Annotated in this window: 16 protein-coding genes; 2 read left to right on the top strand and 14 right to left on the bottom strand. The window is 50.4% G+C overall.

The genetic code is table 11. The features are described 5' to 3' along the window. Positions 1-8: 8 nt before the first annotated feature. Complete coding sequence (locus tag GJ1_RS01635) at positions 9-794, bottom strand: 2-keto-4-pentenoate hydratase (RefSeq protein ID WP_044737203.1); 786 nt, start codon at positions 792-794, stop codon at positions 9-11. A gap of 21 nt (positions 795-815) precedes the next feature. After that, on the bottom strand, positions 816-2,291 hold the full coding sequence (locus GJ1_RS01630) for a 2-hydroxymuconic semialdehyde dehydrogenase (RefSeq protein ID WP_044737204.1): 1,476 nt from the start codon (positions 2,289-2,291) through the stop codon (positions 816-818). A gap of 229 nt (positions 2,292-2,520) precedes the next feature. On the opposite strand from GJ1_RS01630, the gene GJ1_RS01625 reads away from it, so the two are divergent. Both GJ1_RS01625 and GJ1_RS01620 read left to right on the top strand, forming a co-directional pair. Next, the gene (locus GJ1_RS01625; RefSeq protein WP_025950121.1) at positions 2,521-3,321 is read left to right on the top strand and encodes an IclR family transcriptional regulator; all 801 of its coding nucleotides are present in this window, start codon (positions 2,521-2,523) and stop codon (positions 3,319-3,321) included. A 21-nt stretch (positions 3,322-3,342) separates the two neighbouring features. After that, positions 3,343-4,281, top strand: a complete 939-nt coding sequence (locus tag GJ1_RS01620; RefSeq protein ID WP_066227590.1) for an amidohydrolase family protein — start codon at positions 3,343-3,345, stop codon at positions 4,279-4,281. A 323-nt stretch (positions 4,282-4,604) separates the two neighbouring features. On the opposite strand, the gene GJ1_RS18920 is transcribed toward GJ1_RS01620, so the two are convergent. The 12 genes from GJ1_RS18920 to GJ1_RS01560 all read right to left on the bottom strand — a co-directional run bounded on the left by GJ1_RS18920 (position 4,605) and on the right by GJ1_RS01560 (position 18,404). Further along, positions 4,605-4,793, bottom strand: coding sequence for a DUF3237 family protein (locus tag GJ1_RS18920; RefSeq protein ID WP_245629321.1), 189 nt, complete (start codon positions 4,791-4,793; stop codon positions 4,605-4,607). A gap of 185 nt (positions 4,794-4,978) precedes the next feature. Then, on the bottom strand, positions 4,979-6,685 hold the full coding sequence (locus GJ1_RS01610) for an acyl-CoA dehydrogenase FadE (protein ID WP_066227585.1): 1,707 nt from the start codon (positions 6,683-6,685) through the stop codon (positions 4,979-4,981). Between the two features lie 14 nt (positions 6,686-6,699). Continuing rightward, positions 6,700-7,425 carry an ABC transporter ATP-binding protein gene (locus GJ1_RS01605; RefSeq protein ID WP_066227582.1) on the bottom strand — a complete coding sequence of 242 codons (726 nt, stop codon included), beginning with the start codon at positions 7,423-7,425 and terminating at the stop codon, positions 6,700-6,702. Further along, positions 7,425-8,192, bottom strand: coding sequence for an ABC transporter ATP-binding protein (locus GJ1_RS01600; RefSeq protein ID WP_066227579.1), 768 nt, complete (start codon positions 8,190-8,192; stop codon positions 7,425-7,427). Before GJ1_RS01600 ends, GJ1_RS01605 begins: the two co-directional genes overlap by 1 nt. Beyond that, complete coding sequence (locus tag GJ1_RS01595) at positions 8,189-9,229, bottom strand: branched-chain amino acid ABC transporter permease (RefSeq protein ID WP_167346073.1); 1,041 nt, start codon at positions 9,227-9,229, stop codon at positions 8,189-8,191. Before GJ1_RS01595 ends, GJ1_RS01600 begins: the two co-directional genes overlap by 4 nt. 44 nt (positions 9,230-9,273) lie before the next feature. Further along, complete coding sequence (locus GJ1_RS01590) at positions 9,274-10,146, bottom strand: branched-chain amino acid ABC transporter permease (protein WP_066227571.1); 873 nt, start codon at positions 10,144-10,146, stop codon at positions 9,274-9,276. 82 nt (positions 10,147-10,228) lie between these two features. After that, complete coding sequence (locus GJ1_RS01585; protein ID WP_066227568.1) at positions 10,229-11,275, bottom strand: ABC transporter substrate-binding protein; 1,047 nt, start codon at positions 11,273-11,275, stop codon at positions 10,229-10,231. A 186-nt stretch (positions 11,276-11,461) separates the two neighbouring features. Further along, the gene (locus tag GJ1_RS01580; RefSeq protein ID WP_066227564.1) at positions 11,462-12,640 is read right to left on the bottom strand and encodes an acetyl-CoA C-acetyltransferase; all 1,179 of its coding nucleotides are present in this window, start codon (positions 12,638-12,640) and stop codon (positions 11,462-11,464) included. A 75-nt stretch (positions 12,641-12,715) separates the two neighbouring features. Then, positions 12,716-14,290, bottom strand: coding sequence for an AMP-binding protein (locus GJ1_RS01575; protein WP_066227559.1), 1,575 nt, complete (start codon positions 14,288-14,290; stop codon positions 12,716-12,718). Between the two features lie 75 nt (positions 14,291-14,365). Next, entirely contained in the window at positions 14,366-15,145 is a 780-nt protein-coding gene (locus tag GJ1_RS01570; RefSeq protein WP_066227555.1) for an enoyl-CoA hydratase/isomerase family protein, read from the bottom strand. Positions 15,146-15,214: 69 nt separating this feature from the next. Beyond that, positions 15,215-16,075: a 3-hydroxyacyl-CoA dehydrogenase family protein gene (locus tag GJ1_RS01565; protein ID WP_066227553.1), complete on the bottom strand. Its 861-nt coding sequence runs from the start codon at positions 16,073-16,075 to the stop codon at positions 15,215-15,217. Between the two features lie 109 nt (positions 16,076-16,184). Beyond that, positions 16,185-18,404, bottom strand: a complete 2,220-nt coding sequence (locus GJ1_RS01560; RefSeq protein WP_066227551.1) for a helix-turn-helix domain-containing protein — start codon at positions 18,402-18,404, stop codon at positions 16,185-16,187. Between the last annotated feature and the right edge of the window lie 69 nt (positions 18,405-18,473).

Here is an 18,473-nt window from a genome sequence, read left to right as displayed (position 1 = left end):
TCCCTTGCTTATGGCGCAAACTGGATCCGCACTTCCCCCAAATGGGCGAAGCGGGCGGAAAACACATCGCCAGGCTCGGCGCTGACCGCTGCCGACAAGGCCCCGGACAAGATAACTTCCCCCGCCTTCAGCTCTTTTCCATATTCATAGAGCTTGTTCGCCAGCCAGGCGACGCAAAAAGCAGGGTGGTTGAGCGCCGCGGCTCCGACGCCAGTGTTGGCCAGCTTACCGTTTCGGTAGAGCGCCATGCCGATTTGCGCGGCATCAACGGCATGGACAGGCAACCGTTTTTCCCCCAAAACGTAAAGTCCCGATGAAGCGTTATCGGCGATTGTATCTTCAAGACGGATGTTCCAATCGGCAATGCGGCTGTCAACGATCTCCAGTGCCGGAACGATATAATCAGTCGCCAGCAGCACGTCAATGACAGTCACGCGCGGGCCAACTAAGTCACGTTTTAAGACAAACGCAATTTCTGCTTCCACCTTTGGCTGCAGCACCTGCTCCCACGAAACAACCCCGCCGTTTTCCACCGCCATATCATCAAGCAAATGGCCGTAATCCGGCTGGTCAACCCCCAGCAGCTGCTGCATCGCCTTAGAGGTCAATCCGATTTTCTTGCCGACAATCCGGCGCCCTTCCTTTACTTTTTGTTCGATCGTCCGCAATTGAATTTGATAGGCGTCATACACGGTCAGCGCCGAATCGAGTGTCGTCAAGGGAGAGAGAGGACGTCTCTCCCTCTCAGCAGCCAGCAGCAACTCGGCGCAATCGTCCCACTTCTTCACCGTCATCACCTCTTTCGTCCATCGCGGCTAAAGCTTAATGCAAATGTTCGTCAACTCTGTATAAAACTCAAAGCTATGCATGCCGCCTTCGCGCCCGATGCCGCTTTGTTTCATGCCGCCAAACGGTGTGCGCAAATCCCGCAAAAACCACGTATTGACCCAAACGATTCCGGCTTCAATGCGCGCCGCCACCCGGTGCGCCCGACGCAAATCATTCGTCCAAATCGTCGCACTCAATCCGTAGTGGGTGTCGTTCGCTTGGGCGATCACCTCCTCTTCTTCGTCAAACGGCATGACCGTCACCACCGGGCCGAACACTTCTTCGCGGACGATGCGGCAATTTCGGTTGACACCGACAATAATCGTCGGTTCGAGGTAATATCCTTGATCCAGGCCATCCGGCCGCTTTCCTCCTGTTAAAATGCGACCGCCTTCCTCCTTTGCCAGCTCGATGTAGCTCATCACCCGTTCGTAATGCTCTTCGCTGATGAGCGCGCCGACATCGGTTTTCGGGTCAAACGGATCGCCGACAACGAGTTCTTTCGTTTTCGCCACAAACTTTTGCAAAAATTGTTCATAAATCGGCCGCTCTACATAAATTCTTGACCCGCAGAGACACACTTCCCCTTGGTTCATAAAACTCGATTTCAACGTCGTTTCGATCGCTTCGTCCAAATCCGCATCGGCGAAAATGATGTTCGGATTTTTCCCGCCCAACTCGTAAGACAGCTTTTTCAATGATTTCGCCGCCGCCGCCATAATGACTTTTCCAGTTGTTGTCTCTCCAGTGAACGTAATGGCGTCAACATCCGGGTGCTCAGTCAACGCCGCCCCTGCCGAATCCGGACCGAATCCATGGACAACATTCACAACGCCATCCGGCACCCCGGCTTCTTTGCAAATTTCGGCCAATACAGTTGCGGTGAGCGGCGTCCATTCCGCCGGCTTGATGACGGCCGTGTTCCCGGCTGCCAAACATGGGGCGAGCTTCCACGTCAACAACAGCAACGGCAAATTCCACGGATTGATCAGCCCGACGACCCCGACCGGTCGGCGGATCGAATAGTTGATGGCCACCTCATCCGTCTGATACGCTTCCGTGCCGACCGATCGCAAGTAGTCGGCGAAAAAGTGGAAGTTATACGCTGCCCGCGGAATATCCAACGTGAGGGAGAGAGAGTATGGCTTCCCCGTATCGAGCGACTCGAGGCGGGCCAGTTCCTCTTTGCGCTCTAAAATGAGATCGCCGATACGGCGCAAAACCGCGATCCGCTCCCCAGTCGTCATCCGCTTCCACGGTCCGCTAAGCGCCCTTTTTGCGGCGGCCACCGCCAAGTCAATCTCTTCTTTCCCCCCTTCACAGACGGTGCCGATCACTTCCCCCGTAGCGGGATTAATGTTTTGAAACATCTTGCCGCTTTGTGAAGGCAAAAACCGCCCGTTGATGAAATGTTGGCAGTCAAATGCCTTCACTTTCTCGCTGGCTACCACTTCTGTTTTCATTCATCATTTCCTCCTTCATCAAGTCTGCAGAAATCGAAAAATTAGAAATCTTTTATCCCCATCATAACGACCTATTGTCCCGTATACAACATCGATGTTCTTATATATGAAACTATTAAAAAATTTTTTTATTTTTTGTTCCTAGATATCTGAAAATTCCTTCTTAATATGTTATGATATAAGAAATACTGTTCTTTCATATGAAACTATCAAAAAGGGGATAGACTCGATGAAGCACACTGCCGAAGACTATTTGCTTTCATCCGTCAAAAATGCTCTCCGCATTTTGCGCAGCTTCTCATTGGATGAGCCGGAAAAAAAAGTGACGGAATTAGCCTCTTCCCTCGGCCTGTCGAAAAGCACGGTCAGCCGCCTTCTTCACACATTGGCCAGCGAAGGGTTCGTCACAAAAGATCCGGAAACGCACAAATATCGGCTTGGCTTGACCATTTTGCAGCTGAACACGGTGTTGACATCCCACTTAGAAATCAACCGGGAAGCGCAGCCGATACTGGAACAGCTGGTCGACGACTTGCAGGAAACGGCGCACCTTGCCATGCTTGATGACCAGAGTGTGATCTACATTCACCGAGTGGAAAGCCGGCAGCCTGTTCAGGCTCTTTCACACATCGGCCGAAGAAACCCTCTCCATTGCACAAGCTCGGGCAAAGTGTTGCTCGCTCATCAAAAAGATGAGGATATTGAAGCGTACATCGAGCAAGGATTGACGCAGTTTACGCTGAATACGATGACCGACCCCCGCGTGCTGCGCGAGGCATTGCATGCCATTCGCCGGCAAGGCTATGCCATCAGCATCGAGGAACTCCGCGAAGGGGTCGCTTCCATCGCGGCGCCGATCCGCGACTACACCGGAAAAGTCTCCTACGCGCTCAGCGTGATCGGGCCGATTCACCGTTTTCATCCATACGATCCTACGGTCATCGCCAAAGTAAAACGCGCAGCGAGTGAGATTTCGGAAAAAATCGGCTATTGGCCGTCGTCGCCGCCAACGAAACAGCCGATACCATGATGTAGAAAGGAGAAGAAAACAATGGAAGGACGTTTTGATGTCCATACGCACTTCATTCCGCCGGAAGTAATGCAGTGGCTGAAAGAGGAGCAAACCCACATCCCTGTTCATTGGGATGACGAGGAAAAAATGTTGACCATCAACCGTCAGTGGGGGTTTCGCCTAAAGGAGGAATTCATCGATCTTCATGCTTATCTCGAGGCGCAGCGGCGGGCGGGCGTTTCCCATTCGCTCCTCTCTCCCATTCCGCAGCTGTTTTTATATGACGTGGAAGCCGCCGTCACCAACGAGCTGGCGCGCCTTTACAACGATGCGCTATGCCGATTGACATCAAACCATCCTGATCGTCTGTCGGCTTTGGCGACAGTGCCGCTCAATCATCCGGAACAAGCAGCCTTGGAATTGCGCTGGGCCATGAAAAACGGGTTAAAAGGGGCGATCATCGGCCCATCTGTCGAGCAGAAGCTCCTCACCGACGATTCGTTCATTCCATTTTGGGAAGAAGCGGATGCGCTAGGCGCCATTCTGTTCATTCATCCGCTTCTTTGCGACGACCCACGCCTGAAAGGACGGCGAATGGCGAATTTGATTGGCGTCCCTTGGGAAACGACCGTTTGCGCCGCCGATTTGCTGCTTGGCGGCTGGCTCGACCGCTACCCGCACGTCCGCATTTTATTGGCCCATGGCGGCGGCTTTCTTCCCTATCAAATCGGACGGTTGCAGAAAGGGTATGACGTATGGCGCCCAGTGGCGTCTTCACTGCAAGCCCCGCCGCTCGACTATTTGCGCCGTTTTTGGTTCGACACCGTTGTTTGGGATCGTCGCGTGCTGCAGCTATTGATCGACCTCGTCGGCCAAGATCGGGTGCTTCCGGGCTCGGATTTTCCGTTCGATTTATCACAATGGCCGCCTGTACAGCCAAGCCTTGAAGCCGTTCAGGCTTTCTTAGGCTTGCCATAACGGAAAACAAGCCAAAAAGGGGACGAACGTTCTTCGTCGTCCCCTTTGCTTCGGCTATATGCCGTCTAAAACAAATACAATTGTTCATCATCCATGCCTAACGGCCAATGCCCATACTCAAATACGCGCAGCAGTGCACGAAACGGATTTGATCCCCATCCGTCAAGGTCGCCAACGGATTCCCAGGCGCAAGCCATTCCCCCGATATACATGACCGAACATGAAGACGGTCAGCAGCCCCGTCAACACTGCCAATACATTGCGTTTTCCATTGGCCGTGCCAGCAAATCGGTCGGCTAATCTCCCCCCAAGCGGAAAACAGATCAAACCCGCAACGGCATTAAATGAAGCGATGAGCACCGCCGAAACGAGCGTGCCTCCCCCGAGATCTTGCACAATCGCATAGGCACCCCGTCATCCGTCTCGATCACATAATGGGCAAGCAGCTCCGCAACTCCGTCTTTCCGAATCAGCTGATAATCCGCTCCTCCTGGGAGCACTTTTCCTCGCATCCGGGGTCCCTCCAAACTCCCGCCAATAATCGGGATTCACTCTCCGGCATCCGATCCCTACATCGCCGATTTCGATCGGCTTTCCTACTTCAACGTAAACCGTAAATACGTGTTCCAATTTCATGGTTGCTGGTTGCCCCTCCGTTCAACAGAAGGAATGCGTTTTTTGAAACAGCCGCCCCTTGTTACCCTGTATATGTTTCACTTCGAATCACAGTTTCGGCGATACGTCGTTTGGCCGTGATCACGTCCACCAACGGGGCGCACACCCATTCTTCTAGATTTTGCGCACCCATTTTTGACAGCTGCTCATCATGTAAGTATGCAGCTACGTTCAGCAACTGGCCAATTAGCTGCTGTGTCGCCTCTTGCATATATACTTGTGTGCAATTGATCTTTTGTTTTTCCACAGCCATCCCGTTCCGCGCTATGGCTTTCTCCGTTCGCAACAAGGCGCTTTCTATGGCATAAATTTGGATCGCCATATCCGCCAAACATGCCAGCAATTCTTGTTCTGCTCCACTCTCAGCATTCCGTTGCCGGATGGCATCCGCCACCTTCCAAAACAGCGACTTGATACGGGACAGCCGCTTCGCTTCATTGACGAGCGCACGCGCTTGCTCCTCTTCGCTGTTCACTTCGCCGGACGAATATTTCCGCAACAATGTCGAAGCGATAACCATCCGGTTGATTTCGTTCGTCCCTTCAAAAATCCGGTAAATTCGGGCATCGCGGTAAAGGGTTTCAACTTCATATTCCGCCATATAGCCATAGCCGCCATGAATTTGCACCGCCTCATCAACGACAAAATCAAGCGTTTCGGTTGAAAACACCTTATTGATCGAACATTCCACCGCGTAGTCGGCGATCGTTTGAGCGATATCGCCACTTCCCGCTTTCCACCCTTGTTCAAGGGCGCCCGCCGTGCGATAAATCATACTTTCGTTCACATACGTCTTGATCGCCATATCGGCGATTTTCGCTTGAATGAGACCGAACTCGGTCAACGAACGGCCAAACTGTTTTCTTTCCTTAGCGTATTTCACTGATAATTCCAGCGCCCGCTTCGCCATCCCTAAAGCCATGGCCGCAAGTTTATGACGGCCGATGTTTAAAATGTTAAATGCGATGACATGCCCCTTTCCCACTTCTCCTAGTACATGTCCTGTTGGAACTTTGACGTCATCAAGAATCAATGAGCAAGTCGAGGAACCTTTGAGCCCCATCTTTTTCTCTTCAGGTCCGATCAACACTCCCTTGCTGTCCCTATCAACGATAAAGGCAGTGAACCGCTGTCCGTCCACTTTGGCAAAAACGATAAAGAAATCAGCAAACGCTGAGTTGGTGATCCACTGTTTTTCCCCGTTCAACATATAATAGCGCCCGCACTCGGATAAGCGCGCCAACGTTTTCGCCGCCAGCGCATCTGTGCCAGAAGTGGGCTCTGTCAACGCATAGGCGCCAATCTTTTCGCCGGCGGCGACATAAGGCAAGTAGGCTTCCTTTTGTTCTTTTGTGCCGAAGAAGGCAATGGGCAACGACCCGATTCCCACTTGCCCGCTGAACGTCACGGCGAACGATCGACCTAAAGCAATCTTCTCGCTGATAATGCACGAACTGACTTTATCCAAATCGAGCCCGCCGTACTGCTCAGGAATGTCAGCGCCTAGCAACCCAAGCTCGCCTGCTTTCTTCAATAAGCGGATCGTTTCGTCAAACTGTTGCGCCTCAATCTTCCCTAAAACAGGCAGCACTTCTTTTATGACAAACTTTTCCGTCATCTCGGCGATCATATGATGTTCATCTGTAAAGTCTTCCGGGGTGAACACGTCATCAATGGAACTATTCTCATAAACAAAGCGGCCGCCTTTATATTTTTTCGTATTGAGCACCAGCCATCTCTCCCTTAGCTTGTCATTTTCATCCCCAAATACGCCGACTTCACTTGAGGATTCATGCTGATTTCTTCTTTAGTGCCGTGCAAAATGATGCTACCGTGTTCTAACACATACACCCGATCCGCCACTTTCAACGCCGCCTTGACATTTTGCTCGACCAAAATGATCATTGTCCCCATTTCTTTTTTGATCCTCAACAAAATCTCTAAAATGTCATTGACAATTTTCGGAGCCAATCCCATTGAAGGCTCATCAAGCAAAATGATTTTTGGCTGAGACATCAGCCCCCTTCCGATGGCAAGCATTTGCTGTTCTCCCCCGCTTAGGTTGCCGCCGAGGTTGTCGAGATGCTTTTTCAAGCCGGGAAACATATCCAGAACCATGTCTATCCGTTCTTTCGTCTGCTTTTTTTCTTTGTAGTATCTTGAATACATTCCGAGCAATAAATTTTCCCTTACGGTCAGATTAGGGAAAATTTGCCTCCCCTCCGGCACAAGCGACAATCCTTTTGCCACCACTTTGTAGGCGGGAAGCCCGCTGATCACTTCCCTTTCAAGAGCCACTGTTCCAGCCGAAGGTGTATACAGCCCGGCCAGTGTGTTCAACAACGTGCTTTTGCCGGCACCGTTCGCTCCGATGACAGAAACAATTTCCCCCCGTTCGACATAAAGGTCGATGGAATGAAGAATTTGTATTTTTCCAATATGCGTGCTTAGCCCTGTGACGTGGAACATTACACCGCCTCCTCTCCTAAATAGGCGCGAATAACCTGTTCGTTTCTTGCAATCTCATCCGGTGTTCCTTCGGCGATTTTTTTCCCAAAGTCCATCACGATAATGCGATCGGCCAACTCCATGACCGTGGCCATTTTATGCTCCACGAACAAGAAGGAGCGCCCTTTCTTTTTCAGCTCCTTGATATATCCAGCCATCTGGTTTGTTTCCGCATCGTTGAGCCCCGCCATCGGTTCGTCCAAAAGAATGAGCGTCGGGTCGTATGCCATCGCCCTCGCAAATTCCAACTGTTTTTGCAAGCCGTACGAAAGATTCCCTGCTTTTTCGTTTATAAAAGGTTTTAACTCCATCATTTCGAGCACATCAAGCGCCTGTTTGTAAGCGAGCTCTTCGTCTCTTTTGACGACCGGCAAACGAAAGCCGGCACTGAACACATTCGTCCTCAGTTTGATATGAACTCCCATCATGATGTTTTCCAGCACGGTCATATTATTGAAGATTTGTAAGTTTTGGAACGTTCTAGAGATCCCTAAACGGGCTAGTTCGAAAATTTTCCTCCCCGTCAACCGCTCCCCCTTGTAAAGAACCTCCCCGGAAGTAGGCGGCAGAAAGCAAGAAATGATGTTGAACAACGTCGTCTTGCCCGCTCCATTTGGCCCAATGATAGCGACGATTTCCCCTTGCTTCAGGTGGAAATCGACTCCATCCACAGCAGTGATTCCACCAAACTTTTTCGTTACTTGCTTTCCCTCCAATAAATAAGTCATGCGAGATCCCCCCTTTCCGCCGCTATTTTACGCTTTTCGACTTCTTTGATGCGCGCGGACGCTATTTTTCTCCACAGACGCTCGAAAACATCCACCAATCCTTTCGGCATAAACATCATGACAACGATAATGATGAAACCATACACAACGATTTCTACTTGCCCGCTGATCTGGAAGTATGTTTGCCCAATATAACGAATCCACTCATTTAAAAACATAATGATCGCCGTTCCTAAAACAGCGCCCCAAATAGAATGGACACCCCCGACCATCACCATCACTAACAGCAAAATCGAAAAGGTAATATAAAACGAAGGAGGGGCGATAAAGCTAATAAAATGTGCATACAAACTGCCGGCCAGCGAGGCATAGACCGCACTCAGCGAGAAAATGGCCACTTTATACTTAGCGACATTCACCCCCAACATCTCCGTAGCGATTTCACTGTCGTGGATGCTTCTCAGCACCCGCCCAATGCTCGAGCGGACGATGTTCGTGGAAAATACGATGACGACAAGCACAATCGACCAAACAAAAAAGTAAAAATACAACGGCTGACCCAAGTTCAGCTGAAACAACGATAAGCCAGGAATCCCCACCAGTCCAGAAGCCCCACCCGTCCATTCATCCAATCCTAAGATCAAAATATAGAAAATGATATTCACCGCCATGGTCGCAAGGGCTAAAAAATGTCCTTTCAACCGTAAAATCGCCATTCCGACCGCATAGGAAATGACCCATGTCACTATGACGCCGATCACCATAGCGAGCCAAGGGGAAATGGCGTATTTAGCCGTCAAGATTCCTGATACATAGGCGCCAATGCCGAAAAAGGCGGCGTGACCCAAGGAAATTTGTCCAGCGTAACCGAGAAGAAGGCTCAACCCGATCGTTATCAAGCTATATATTCCAATCAGAATGAGAATGGTGAAAATATACGGCGTTGGAATGAACCATGGTAGCAAAAGCACGATCGCTGCTAACACGAGCAACGGCCGCCATAATTGACCATGCAACACACCGTTGAATCTCCTCACTTTCGTTCCCTCCCTCTGTCCAAGATGGCAAACGATCCAGCTGTTTATACCCGCTCGCCAGCTGCTTTGCTAAATAATCCCGTTGGTTTAAAAAACAATATCAGCAACAATATGCCAAACGCAATGGCATCGCTGTAAAATGTCGAGATCAATCCACCGGAGAACGACTCAATAACGCCCAAAAGCAGTCCTCCGACAACAGCGCCAGGGATATTGTTCACCCCTCCGATTACCATTGCCACAAATCCTTTCAGCCCAATCAAAAAACCCATCTCATATGTTGCGTCTGTCAGCGGCGCGATCATAATACCGGCGATGGCGCCCAAGGCAGCTGCCAGCGTAAAGGAGAGCGCGGACATCGAGCTCGTGTTGATCCCCATTAGGCTGGCCGCCCGTGGATTTTTCTCGCTTGCCTTTAAGGCTGAGCCAATAAACGTTTTATCGAAAAATACGTATAAAATCACTAACAATACTAGAACGGTTAGAAAAATGAATAGGCTTTGCGGGTTGATCACCGCCCCGAACAGCTTGATCGGCTCCGCTTTCACCACCGGTTGAAGCGTATGAGGGGAGGTTCCCCAAATAATCAGCCCAATCCCTTTGATAAACGTCGACAGGCCAATGGTAATCACGATCAAGGTGATGACAGAACGATTTCGCACCGGGAAAATCGCTGTTCTTTCAATGATAAAACCGATCAGAGCGGTTAACATAACAGCTGCCGGAATCGCCGCAACCATGGGGAGGCCCCAGTTGACGAAAGAAACACAGGACAGTGCGCCGATCATCGCAAACTCACCCTGTGCAAAATTCAAAATTCCAGTAATGTTGTAAATCGCAACAAAACCAATGGCCATTAAGGCGTAAATGCTTCCTACTGTCAAGCCGGTGACGAGGTATTGCACCATCGAATCCATCAGATCAACCCCTTTCTACCGAAGCAGCCTGCAGCAGCTCTGCGCCAAAGCTGCTGCAGTCACCGCATTTATCAATGATTGGTTATTGTTGTTGATACTTCCACTGATTGTTTTCAATGCGTAAAACCGTTAATCCATCCGCCTTTGGACCGTTTAGCGGTTTCGTCAAATCGAGCGTTCCAGCTACAGCGGGGTATTCACCAATCTCATTGTTCAAAAAATTCCGAATATCGTTGGCAGTTGTTTTCCCAGCTTTCACTGCTTCAATCAGCAACTGAATTCCGTCATAAACGTGGGCTGCAAACAAGTCCGGCTCTTCCCCGTATTCTTTTGCATATAAATCACGGAAGGCGAGCAACCGTTTCTTTTGATCCGATTCCGGCAATTGATCGGCAACGCTTAATTTGCTTCCGACAACGAAAATGTTGTCGCTGTTGCCTTGCACTTGTTCGATGAATCCTTTATTGGCGGCGGCTGTGCTTTGAAGCATTGGAATGGTAAACCCCAATGACTTAAAGTTGCGGGCGACAATTCCGGCGCCCGGCGTTCTTGACCAAACGATAAGCGCCTCAGGATTAGCCTTGCGGATATTCGTCAGCTGTACGGTCATGTCAGAAGCCGTCGCATCAAACTCTTCATGGGCGACAACTTCAATGCCGTTCTGTTTTGCGAGCTCTTTAAACGCCGGAAGCCCGATGACACCAAACGCATCGCGGGCGTTCATCCAAGCGACTTTTTTAATGTTATGCTTCACCAAATACTCGACGATGGGGGAAATAACGGTTGTACTGCTGTGCGCCAACGCATAAACGTTTTCTTTATCTGTAGTGACCGGCGCAATCGTCAACAGAGGGATGTTGGCTTGAACGGCCTTCGGCAAAATCGCCATGGTCGTGCTCGTCTGCGTCGCCCCGATCACGGCGGCCACCCCTTGGGAAATCAATTTATCCATCGCAATAACCGCTTTTGTATCGTTCGTTTCATAATCTTGCATGATCAATTGAACTTTCGTTCCGTTGATTCCACCTTGTTGATCCAACTGCTTCTGCATCAGCTTCACCGTATTGACTTGCGTGTGGCCGAGCGTGGAAGCGGGTCCAGTCTCCGCTATAATAACGCCGATTTTCACTATTTTTTCCTTATTGTTACTACCGCCGGATGTCTGTGTTGCACCTTGACCGCCGCAACCGGCCATTCCAAACAGGAACACAGCTGCCAACAGGGTGAACCATAGTCTCTTTTTAACAGTTTTCTTCATAAAACCAATTACCCTCATTAACTTTAACCTCCTTTTCGTTTTCAATCGTCACTGACGTTATACTCTCTCCCAAATCGCGGCAATGCCTTGACCACCGCCGATGCATAGAGAAGAAGCGCCGTATTTCTTTCCTCTTCTTTCCAATTCATAAATCAGCGTCAACGTAATGCGCGTTCCCGAAGCCGCCAACGGATGGCCAAGGGCAACGGCTCCGCCGTTGACATTGCCTTTCTCGTCGTCAAATCCCAATTCTTTCTGGCATGCCAAATATTGGGCTGAAAACGCCTCGTTGATTTCGATCAAGTCGAGGTCATCGATTGATAAATTCGCTTTTTCCAGTGCTTGACGGATCGCTGGGACAGGGCCGATCCCCATGTACTGCGGTTCAACACCGACGACTCCCCACGAAACGAGGCGGGCGAGCGGTTTCAAGCCGCGCTTCGCAGCATAGTCCCCCGAGGCCATAACGACCGCCGCCGCCCCGTCGTTCATCCCGCTGGCATTGCCTGGCGTCACGACTCCGTTTTCGAGAAAGCGCGGTTGAAGCGCCCTTAACTGCTCCAAGCTTGTCTGCCGCGGGTGCTCATCGGTGTCAACGACCGTTTCCCCATTCTTCCCTTGCACAGTGACAGGAACGATTTCTTGGCGGAAATATCCTTTTTCAATGGCCTCAAGCGCCCGCTCATGGCTGCGGAGGGCGTGTTGGTCAACTTCTTCGCGCGTAATGTGATACTTTTTTGCCAAGTTTTCGGCTGTCATGGCCATGCTGCAGCCGCCGACCGTGTCATACAGCCCATCCCACACCCAGTCTTCCACCGTCGGGCTGCCTAACGGTGTTCCCCAGCGCATGCCGCGAATGACGTGCGGCACTTGGCTCATGTTTTCAGTTCCTCCTGCCAGCACCACTTCTGCTTCCCCGGTTAAAATGAGGCGCGCCGCCATAATGATCGTCTCCAACCCCGTCCCGCACAACCGGTTCACCGTCACAGCCGGCACATCGATTGGCACCCCAGCTTTCAAGCCGACATGGCGAGCAAGCAAGTGAGCATCCCGGCTTGATTGTTGAACGTTGCCAAACACGACATGATCGATTTCTTCCGGCTCGACGTTCGCCTTTTTCATCGCCTCCCGCGCCGCAATGGCCCCGAGATCGGTCGCGGAAATCTCACGAAACGAGCCGCAAAACTTGGCGAACGCCGTGCGCGCTCCTTCAAGCAGCACGATCTCTGTATGCATTTCCTTTTTCCTCCTTTACATCTGCATTTGTTTACAGCTGTGATGTCTACTTTCACGCCGCGCCCATTATTGCAGCTAGCGAAGCAGCGATTTGAATTGCTCCACGATCATTTCCCGTAAGGCTACTTTTTTGATTTTTCCGCTCGGCGTCACTGGCAGCTCTTCGACAAACACAACGCGATCCGGCACCTTGTAGTCCGCCACTTTGCCTTTGATATACGCTTTCATAGACTCCTCGTCTTCCACGCAGTCCGGCCGCAACTTGATGACAGCGCAAGAGATTTCCCCTAAAACGCTGTCCGGCAGTCCGATGATCGCCACTTCCATAACGCTCGGATGTTTGTAGAAAAGTTCCTCGATCTCCCGCGGATAAATGTTGTAGCCGCCCCGAATGATCATTTCCTTTTTGCGCCCGACAATCCGAACGTACCCGTTTTCGTCCATCGTCGCCAAATCTCCTGTGTAAAACCATCCTTCCTCGTCGATGACTTCCTTCGTTTTTTCCGGCATTCCGTAATACCCTTTCATTACGCCAAAGCTTCGGCAAGCCAGCTCCCCAACTTCGCCAGACTTCACCTCTTGACGGTTGTCATCAACGACCTTCACCTCGGCTCCGGGCGCCGCCTTTCCGACAGTTTCTGAGCGCACGTGATCGCTGTCGTCAAAACTGGTGATCGTGACCGTGGCGGACGTTTCCGTCAACCCGTACGAAATGACGATATCGCATCCCATTTGCGTGCGAATTTTCCTCACGACTTCCTCAGGGCACGGGGCGGCGGCGATAATGCCTGTGCGCAAGGAAGAGAGTTGATACCGGGTGAAATTCGGATGGTTCAACTCTAAGATGAACATGGTCGGAACGCCGTGGTGAATCGTCACTTTCTCTTGTTCAATCAACTTTAACGCTTCTTCCGCCTTATATTGCTCCATAAAGACGAGGCGTGCTCCAGACAACACGGCAGACAATATGGAAGGAACCATTCCGAATACGTGAAAAACCGGAACAGCCACTAAAAACACATCATCCTCTGTGCATTTCATCGCTTCCGCCGCGGCGTTCGCTGAATAGATGACGTTTTGATGCGTCAACATCGCCCCTTTTGGCTTTCCGGTTGTGCCCGACGTATACAAAATGGAAAACACATCTTCTGCAACATCGATGGCGACTGGCGGAACAGAGGGCGAACGTTTTCCTAATTCCATTAAGTCCTCAAACGAATAGTACCCTTTCTGCCAGAAGCGCACGGTAAAAATATATTTCAGCGAGCTGCCTGCAAACGGGTGCGAGGCAAATATGTCTAGATGACCGGACTCTCCCATGAGGAAAGCGGCTGTCGCTTTGGAGTTTTCCAGTATATACACCAACTCCTCTTCGCGATAGCGCGGATTGCAAGGGACAAGAATGGCGCCAAGACGGGCAAGACTGAAGTAAATCACTAAAAATTCATTCCAGTTCGGCAAACAAACAATCACTCGGTCCCCTTTTTGAATCCCTAATGACGCCAAAGCAGAAGCCATCTGTTCGACATCGTCGACCAATTCCTTATACGTCATGCGCCGATAGCCATCATAAGCCACCTCCTTACCCTCCGGAACCTGTTGAAAGGATCGGATTAACACTTCATGCACAGTGAAAGGTTTTCCTGTCATCCGCAGCACCCTTTCTTCGTTTTTCAAACAACTCAGCCTTGCTTCATGCCGCTTTTGTCTTCGTTGCGTCCAAAGCTATTTGCCGGCAAACACCGGCTTCCGTTTTTCGGCAAACGCACGCATTCCTTCTTTCCGGTCTTCGGTAGCGAAAGCGTTTCCGAAGCAGGCGGTTTCAATGATCAGGCCGGACTGCAAATCAACGTTGGCCCCCGTATTGACCGCTTCTTTGAGCATGCGCATGGCAATGGCCGGTTTTTGCGCCAATTTTTCAGCCCATTCTTTCGCTGTCGGCAAGAGTTCGTCAGGCGGGACGACTTTGTTCACCAAATGGATGGCAAGCGCCCGTTCGGCGTCGATCATTTCGCCGAAATAAAGCAGTTCTTTCGCCACCCCCTGGCCCACAATACGCTGCAACCGCTGCGTCCCGCCGCCGCCCGGGATGATGCCGAGGTTGATCTCCGGGAACGCAAACTTGGCGTTCTCCGAACAAATGCGCAAATCGCACACAAGTGCCAGTTCGCAGCCACCGCCGAGCGCCAGCCCATTCACGGCTGCGATCACTGGTTTGGATGCGCTTTCAATTTTAGAAAACGCCGCTCGCGAAATTTTGTTCATTTCCATCATTCCGGCCAAATCCAAATCCATCATTTCCCGAATATCGGCTCCAGCGACAAACGCTTTTTCCCCTGTTCCGGTAATGAGGATCGCCCCGACTTGCGAATTGGCATCAAGCTCATCGATGAGCGCAGATAACTCGCGAAACACTGTCGTATTCAACGGATTAAGCGGCGGGCGGTGGATGTACACAACCGCCACCCGATTGTCGATTTCATATTGCAAAAATTCGTAGTTCATAATTGATTCCCTCCTGAAGTCTGCTAGTATGTCGTGGGCAACATAGGGCAAAACATCGCTGCTCCGTGCTTATCGGACATCCTCGTAATCGTAAAATCCAGCTCCCGTTTTTCGGCCTAGCCTCCCTGCTCGGACAAGCTGTCTCAGCAATAAAGGCGCTGCAAATCGGTCATCCTTAAACTCTTGATAAAAATAATCCATGACGTGCAGGCCGATATCGACTCCGGCAAAATCTTGCAACGTAAACGGCCCCATCGGATAGTTCAAGCCGAGCGTCACCGCTTTGTCGATGTCTTCCATCGAAGCTACTCCCTCTTCAACGAGACGGATCGCTTCGATGAATTGCGGAATCATAATACGGTTGACGATGAATCCCGGGGAATCTTTCTTCACCTCAACCGGTTCTTTGTTCAGCTTTCGGGCCAGTTCTTTTGCCCGCTCGACTGTTTCATCACTTGTTTTGTATCCACGCACAACTTCAACGAGTTTCATCAACTGCGGAGGATTGAAGAAATGCATGCCGACGACTTGGCTTGGACGGTTGGTGACAGAAGCGATTTCTGTGATGGACATCGATGACGTGTTCGTCGCTAAAATAGCATGTTGCGGCGCAATGTTGTCCAACCGGGAGAAGACCTCTTTTTTTACATCCATATTTTCGATGACCGCTTCAATGACAACATCCACCTGCTTCATGTCATGCAAATCGGTCGACGCCTTCACCTTTTCGAGCGCTTCATGTTTTTGCTCGGCGGTCATTTTCCCTTTGGCGATGCTTTTGTCCATAAACGCTTCCATTCGCGAGCGCGCTTTTTGCAACATGTGCTCATCGATATCGACTAGTATCACGTCAAATCCCGATAAAGCGGCCAAGTTGGCAATGCCGCTTCCCATCGTGCCTGCTCCTACGACTCCGATCGTTGATGCCATTCGACAAGTCCTCCTTTATTTATTTTTTTGAATTTTCTATATTATCTTTGCTATTGATTATAAAGAAGGTGAAAATAAAAAAATACCTGCATCATGCAGGAAAACATGCTTATCTTTTCAGCATTTTGGCGGAAGGCAGACCGTATAAGTCGTATAATTTCAACGCCATCATCAAGTTGAACCGTTGCTCTGCACCCTGCAAAGAAAAACCGAGCATTTCTTCAATCTTTTCCAAACGATATTGAAGGGTGCTGCGGTGAATGTACAGCCTTTCAGCAGTTTCCGTTAAATGGCCGTTGCAATCAAGGAAGACGCGCACCGTTTGCAGCCAGTCGGCATTCCGCCCTGCGGAATGCCGGAGCAACGGACCAAGGTATTTGTCGACAAACAGTTTCGCGGCCTCTAATTCTTTTAAATGGTGCAATACCGTATACGCCCCGAGTTCGTCAAAAAACGCCACGCTTTTTCCGGGAAAATTGCGGATCATCACTTGCAGCGCCTGCATCGCCTGCCGGTAGGAAACATAATAATCTCCAATCGACGAGGCCTTTCCACCGATCCCTAAAAAGACACGGTACGACGCCTTCTCTTCGTTGACCCATCGGCTGATCCGCCGCTGCCATTCGCTCCAATATTTCTCCGGCTTCTTTCTTTCTCTTGCCGCTGGGGCGATCAAAATATATTGGTCTTCGACAGCTCCGTACAACAAGCTGGAGTCCTCGGCGGCAATCCGCACTTTCAGCCGGTTCCAGAGCGCCGTCTTCTCCGCATTTTGTTTGACTAAATCAACCGTCCCGTTCGATTCATCCATCTGCAAGTGCAACACAGCAAGCCGATGCTCTTCGAAAATGTTCCATTGAAATACATTGGCGTACTGGATGATGCTCTCTTCATCTTCGATTTCCGCGGCCAACAACTTATGCAAAAAACTGTCTTTCAGCTGTTCTTTTGTCTCAAACACGAGCTTTTGTTTCATAAATTGGATGGAAAAAATATTGCGGGCCAACTCGACGCCAAGGAGAAAAAAATCATCCATTTCGTTTGGCGATGCCTCAATGGCCAAATAGCCGACCGCATCTCCGCCATGATGAATCGGCCAAACTACAATCGACAAATCTGATAATCTGTCGAGCTGGATATGCCCACCCATACGGCTTTGCCCTGGCACTTGATTGAATGCCTGCTTCGCAATCTGTTGTAGCTGTTGCCCGTTCAGCCCTTTTAGTTCATGCGCGATCGGCCGCATGAAGCGGTCAAATACAACGACAGCCTTAGCAAACATTTGGCTTAACGTTTTCACAATGCCGTGAAAACCTTCATGCCGGATCGTCTCTTTCATCAACTTTTGTTGATATTGAAGCAAAAGGCGGAGGCGGTGGGTATGATCCCGCTCCTGCTGGTACAGCCGAACATTTTCCAGCATCACGGCCACGTAGTTCGCCAGCATGTCCAAGATCTCGGCATCTTCTTTTGTAAATGTCCCTTCGTTTTTCTGTTCGACGTGCAAGACGCCGATCGTTTTGAAGTTGACAACAAGCGGCACCGTTAACTCATCCCCGCCTGGTCTCTCCAAGAAGGGGAAATAATCGCTGACCCGATAGTTATTTTTCATCATCACTTGTTTCGGGCTAGCTACTTTGCCGTATAAAGGCGGATGAACAACGAAGCTGTTGTCCTCTTCCCGGTATAAATACATGCAGGCACCGCCCGCATTCGTCCCCTTGCCCGCCCGTTCAACGATTTTTTCGACAAACTGCTCAAGCGGCGTATCGAGCGAAAAGTGTTGAGCAAGCCACTCGAGACCGACCATTTTTCGCCGCTGCGTTTCCTTTTTCCGAGCGACCGTAATGGCCAGTGCGACATCTTCGCCAAAATCGTCAAACAGTTGCCTCGCCTCGGCCAGCAGCGAAACGTGGCGCCGAAAACCGATCATACAAATGCCGTATTCGTTTTCTTCATCTTTAATCGGAACGCTGAACCATGTTTTTATGCCATTTCTTCTCAATAAGTCAATCAATAGGCATGAGCACTCTTCATCCACCTCTTGAAACGTCGTACTCCCTTCAAACAACCTCGGCAAGCAGCTGGCTATCGCGATCGGCGGATGAGAAATCCCACGGCGGAAATCGCCTTGATACAATGTCGGAACGACATCATCCCCTTCCTTTAACACGATGGCGATCAAGTCGCATTCCAGCTCCGCCCGAAATGAATTCACCAAGTATTGCAGCGCTTCCCCTTCGGTGTCAAATTTCACAAGCTTCCTTGCTGTCGTGCGCAAATGGCTTTCAATTTTTTTCATCAGCTTTTGCCGCTTGCTTTCCTCCACAGCGCTTGCCCCCCTAGAAATGATGGATGCATCAAGGCTTTGGGCACTCTCGAGAATTTTTCTGGCGGC

This window comes from Geobacillus jurassicus NBRC 107829 (genome assembly GCF_001544315.1).
GTDB lineage: Bacteria > Bacillota > Bacilli > Bacillales > Anoxybacillaceae > Geobacillus > Geobacillus jurassicus.
The sequence above is the reverse complement of the archived record's forward strand: the minus strand, read 5'-3'. Positions and strand labels throughout refer to the sequence as shown.

Bases quoted from the DNA above. Each gene is read 5' to 3' on its own strand.
- GJ1_RS01565 (WP_066227553.1), bottom strand. From the start codon at position 16,075: ATGGCATCAACGATCGGAGTCGTAGGAGCAGGCACGATGGGAAGCGGC.
- GJ1_RS01635 (WP_044737203.1), bottom strand. From the start codon at position 794: ATGACGGTGAAGAAGTGGGACGATTGCGCCGAGTTGCTGCTGGCTGCT.
- GJ1_RS01605 (WP_066227582.1), bottom strand. From the start codon at position 7,425: ATGTTCCACGTCACAGGGCTAAGCACGCATATTGGAAAAATACAAATT.
- GJ1_RS01625 (WP_025950121.1), top strand. From the start codon at position 2,521: ATGAAGCACACTGCCGAAGACTATTTGCTTTCATCCGTCAAAAATGCT.
- GJ1_RS01580 (WP_066227564.1), bottom strand. From the start codon at position 12,640: ATGCATACAGAGATCGTGCTGCTTGAAGGAGCGCGCACGGCGTTCGCC.
- GJ1_RS01620 (WP_066227590.1), top strand. From the start codon at position 3,343: ATGGAAGGACGTTTTGATGTCCATACGCACTTCATTCCGCCGGAAGTA.
- GJ1_RS01600 (WP_066227579.1), bottom strand. From the start codon at position 8,192: ATGACTTATTTATTGGAGGGAAAGCAAGTAACGAAAAAGTTTGGTGGA.
- GJ1_RS01575 (WP_066227559.1), bottom strand. From the start codon at position 14,290: ATGACAGGAAAACCTTTCACTGTGCATGAAGTGTTAATCCGATCCTTT.
- GJ1_RS01630 (WP_044737204.1), bottom strand. From the start codon at position 2,291: ATGAAAACAGAAGTGGTAGCCAGCGAGAAAGTGAAGGCATTTGACTGC.
- GJ1_RS01570 (WP_066227555.1), bottom strand. From the start codon at position 15,145: ATGAACTACGAATTTTTGCAATATGAAATCGACAATCGGGTGGCGGTT.
- GJ1_RS18920 (WP_245629321.1), bottom strand. From the start codon at position 4,793: ATGCGAGGAAAAGTGCTCCCAGGAGGAGCGGATTATCAGCTGATTCGG.
- GJ1_RS01590 (WP_066227571.1), bottom strand. From the start codon at position 10,146: ATGGATTCGATGGTGCAATACCTCGTCACCGGCTTGACAGTAGGAAGC.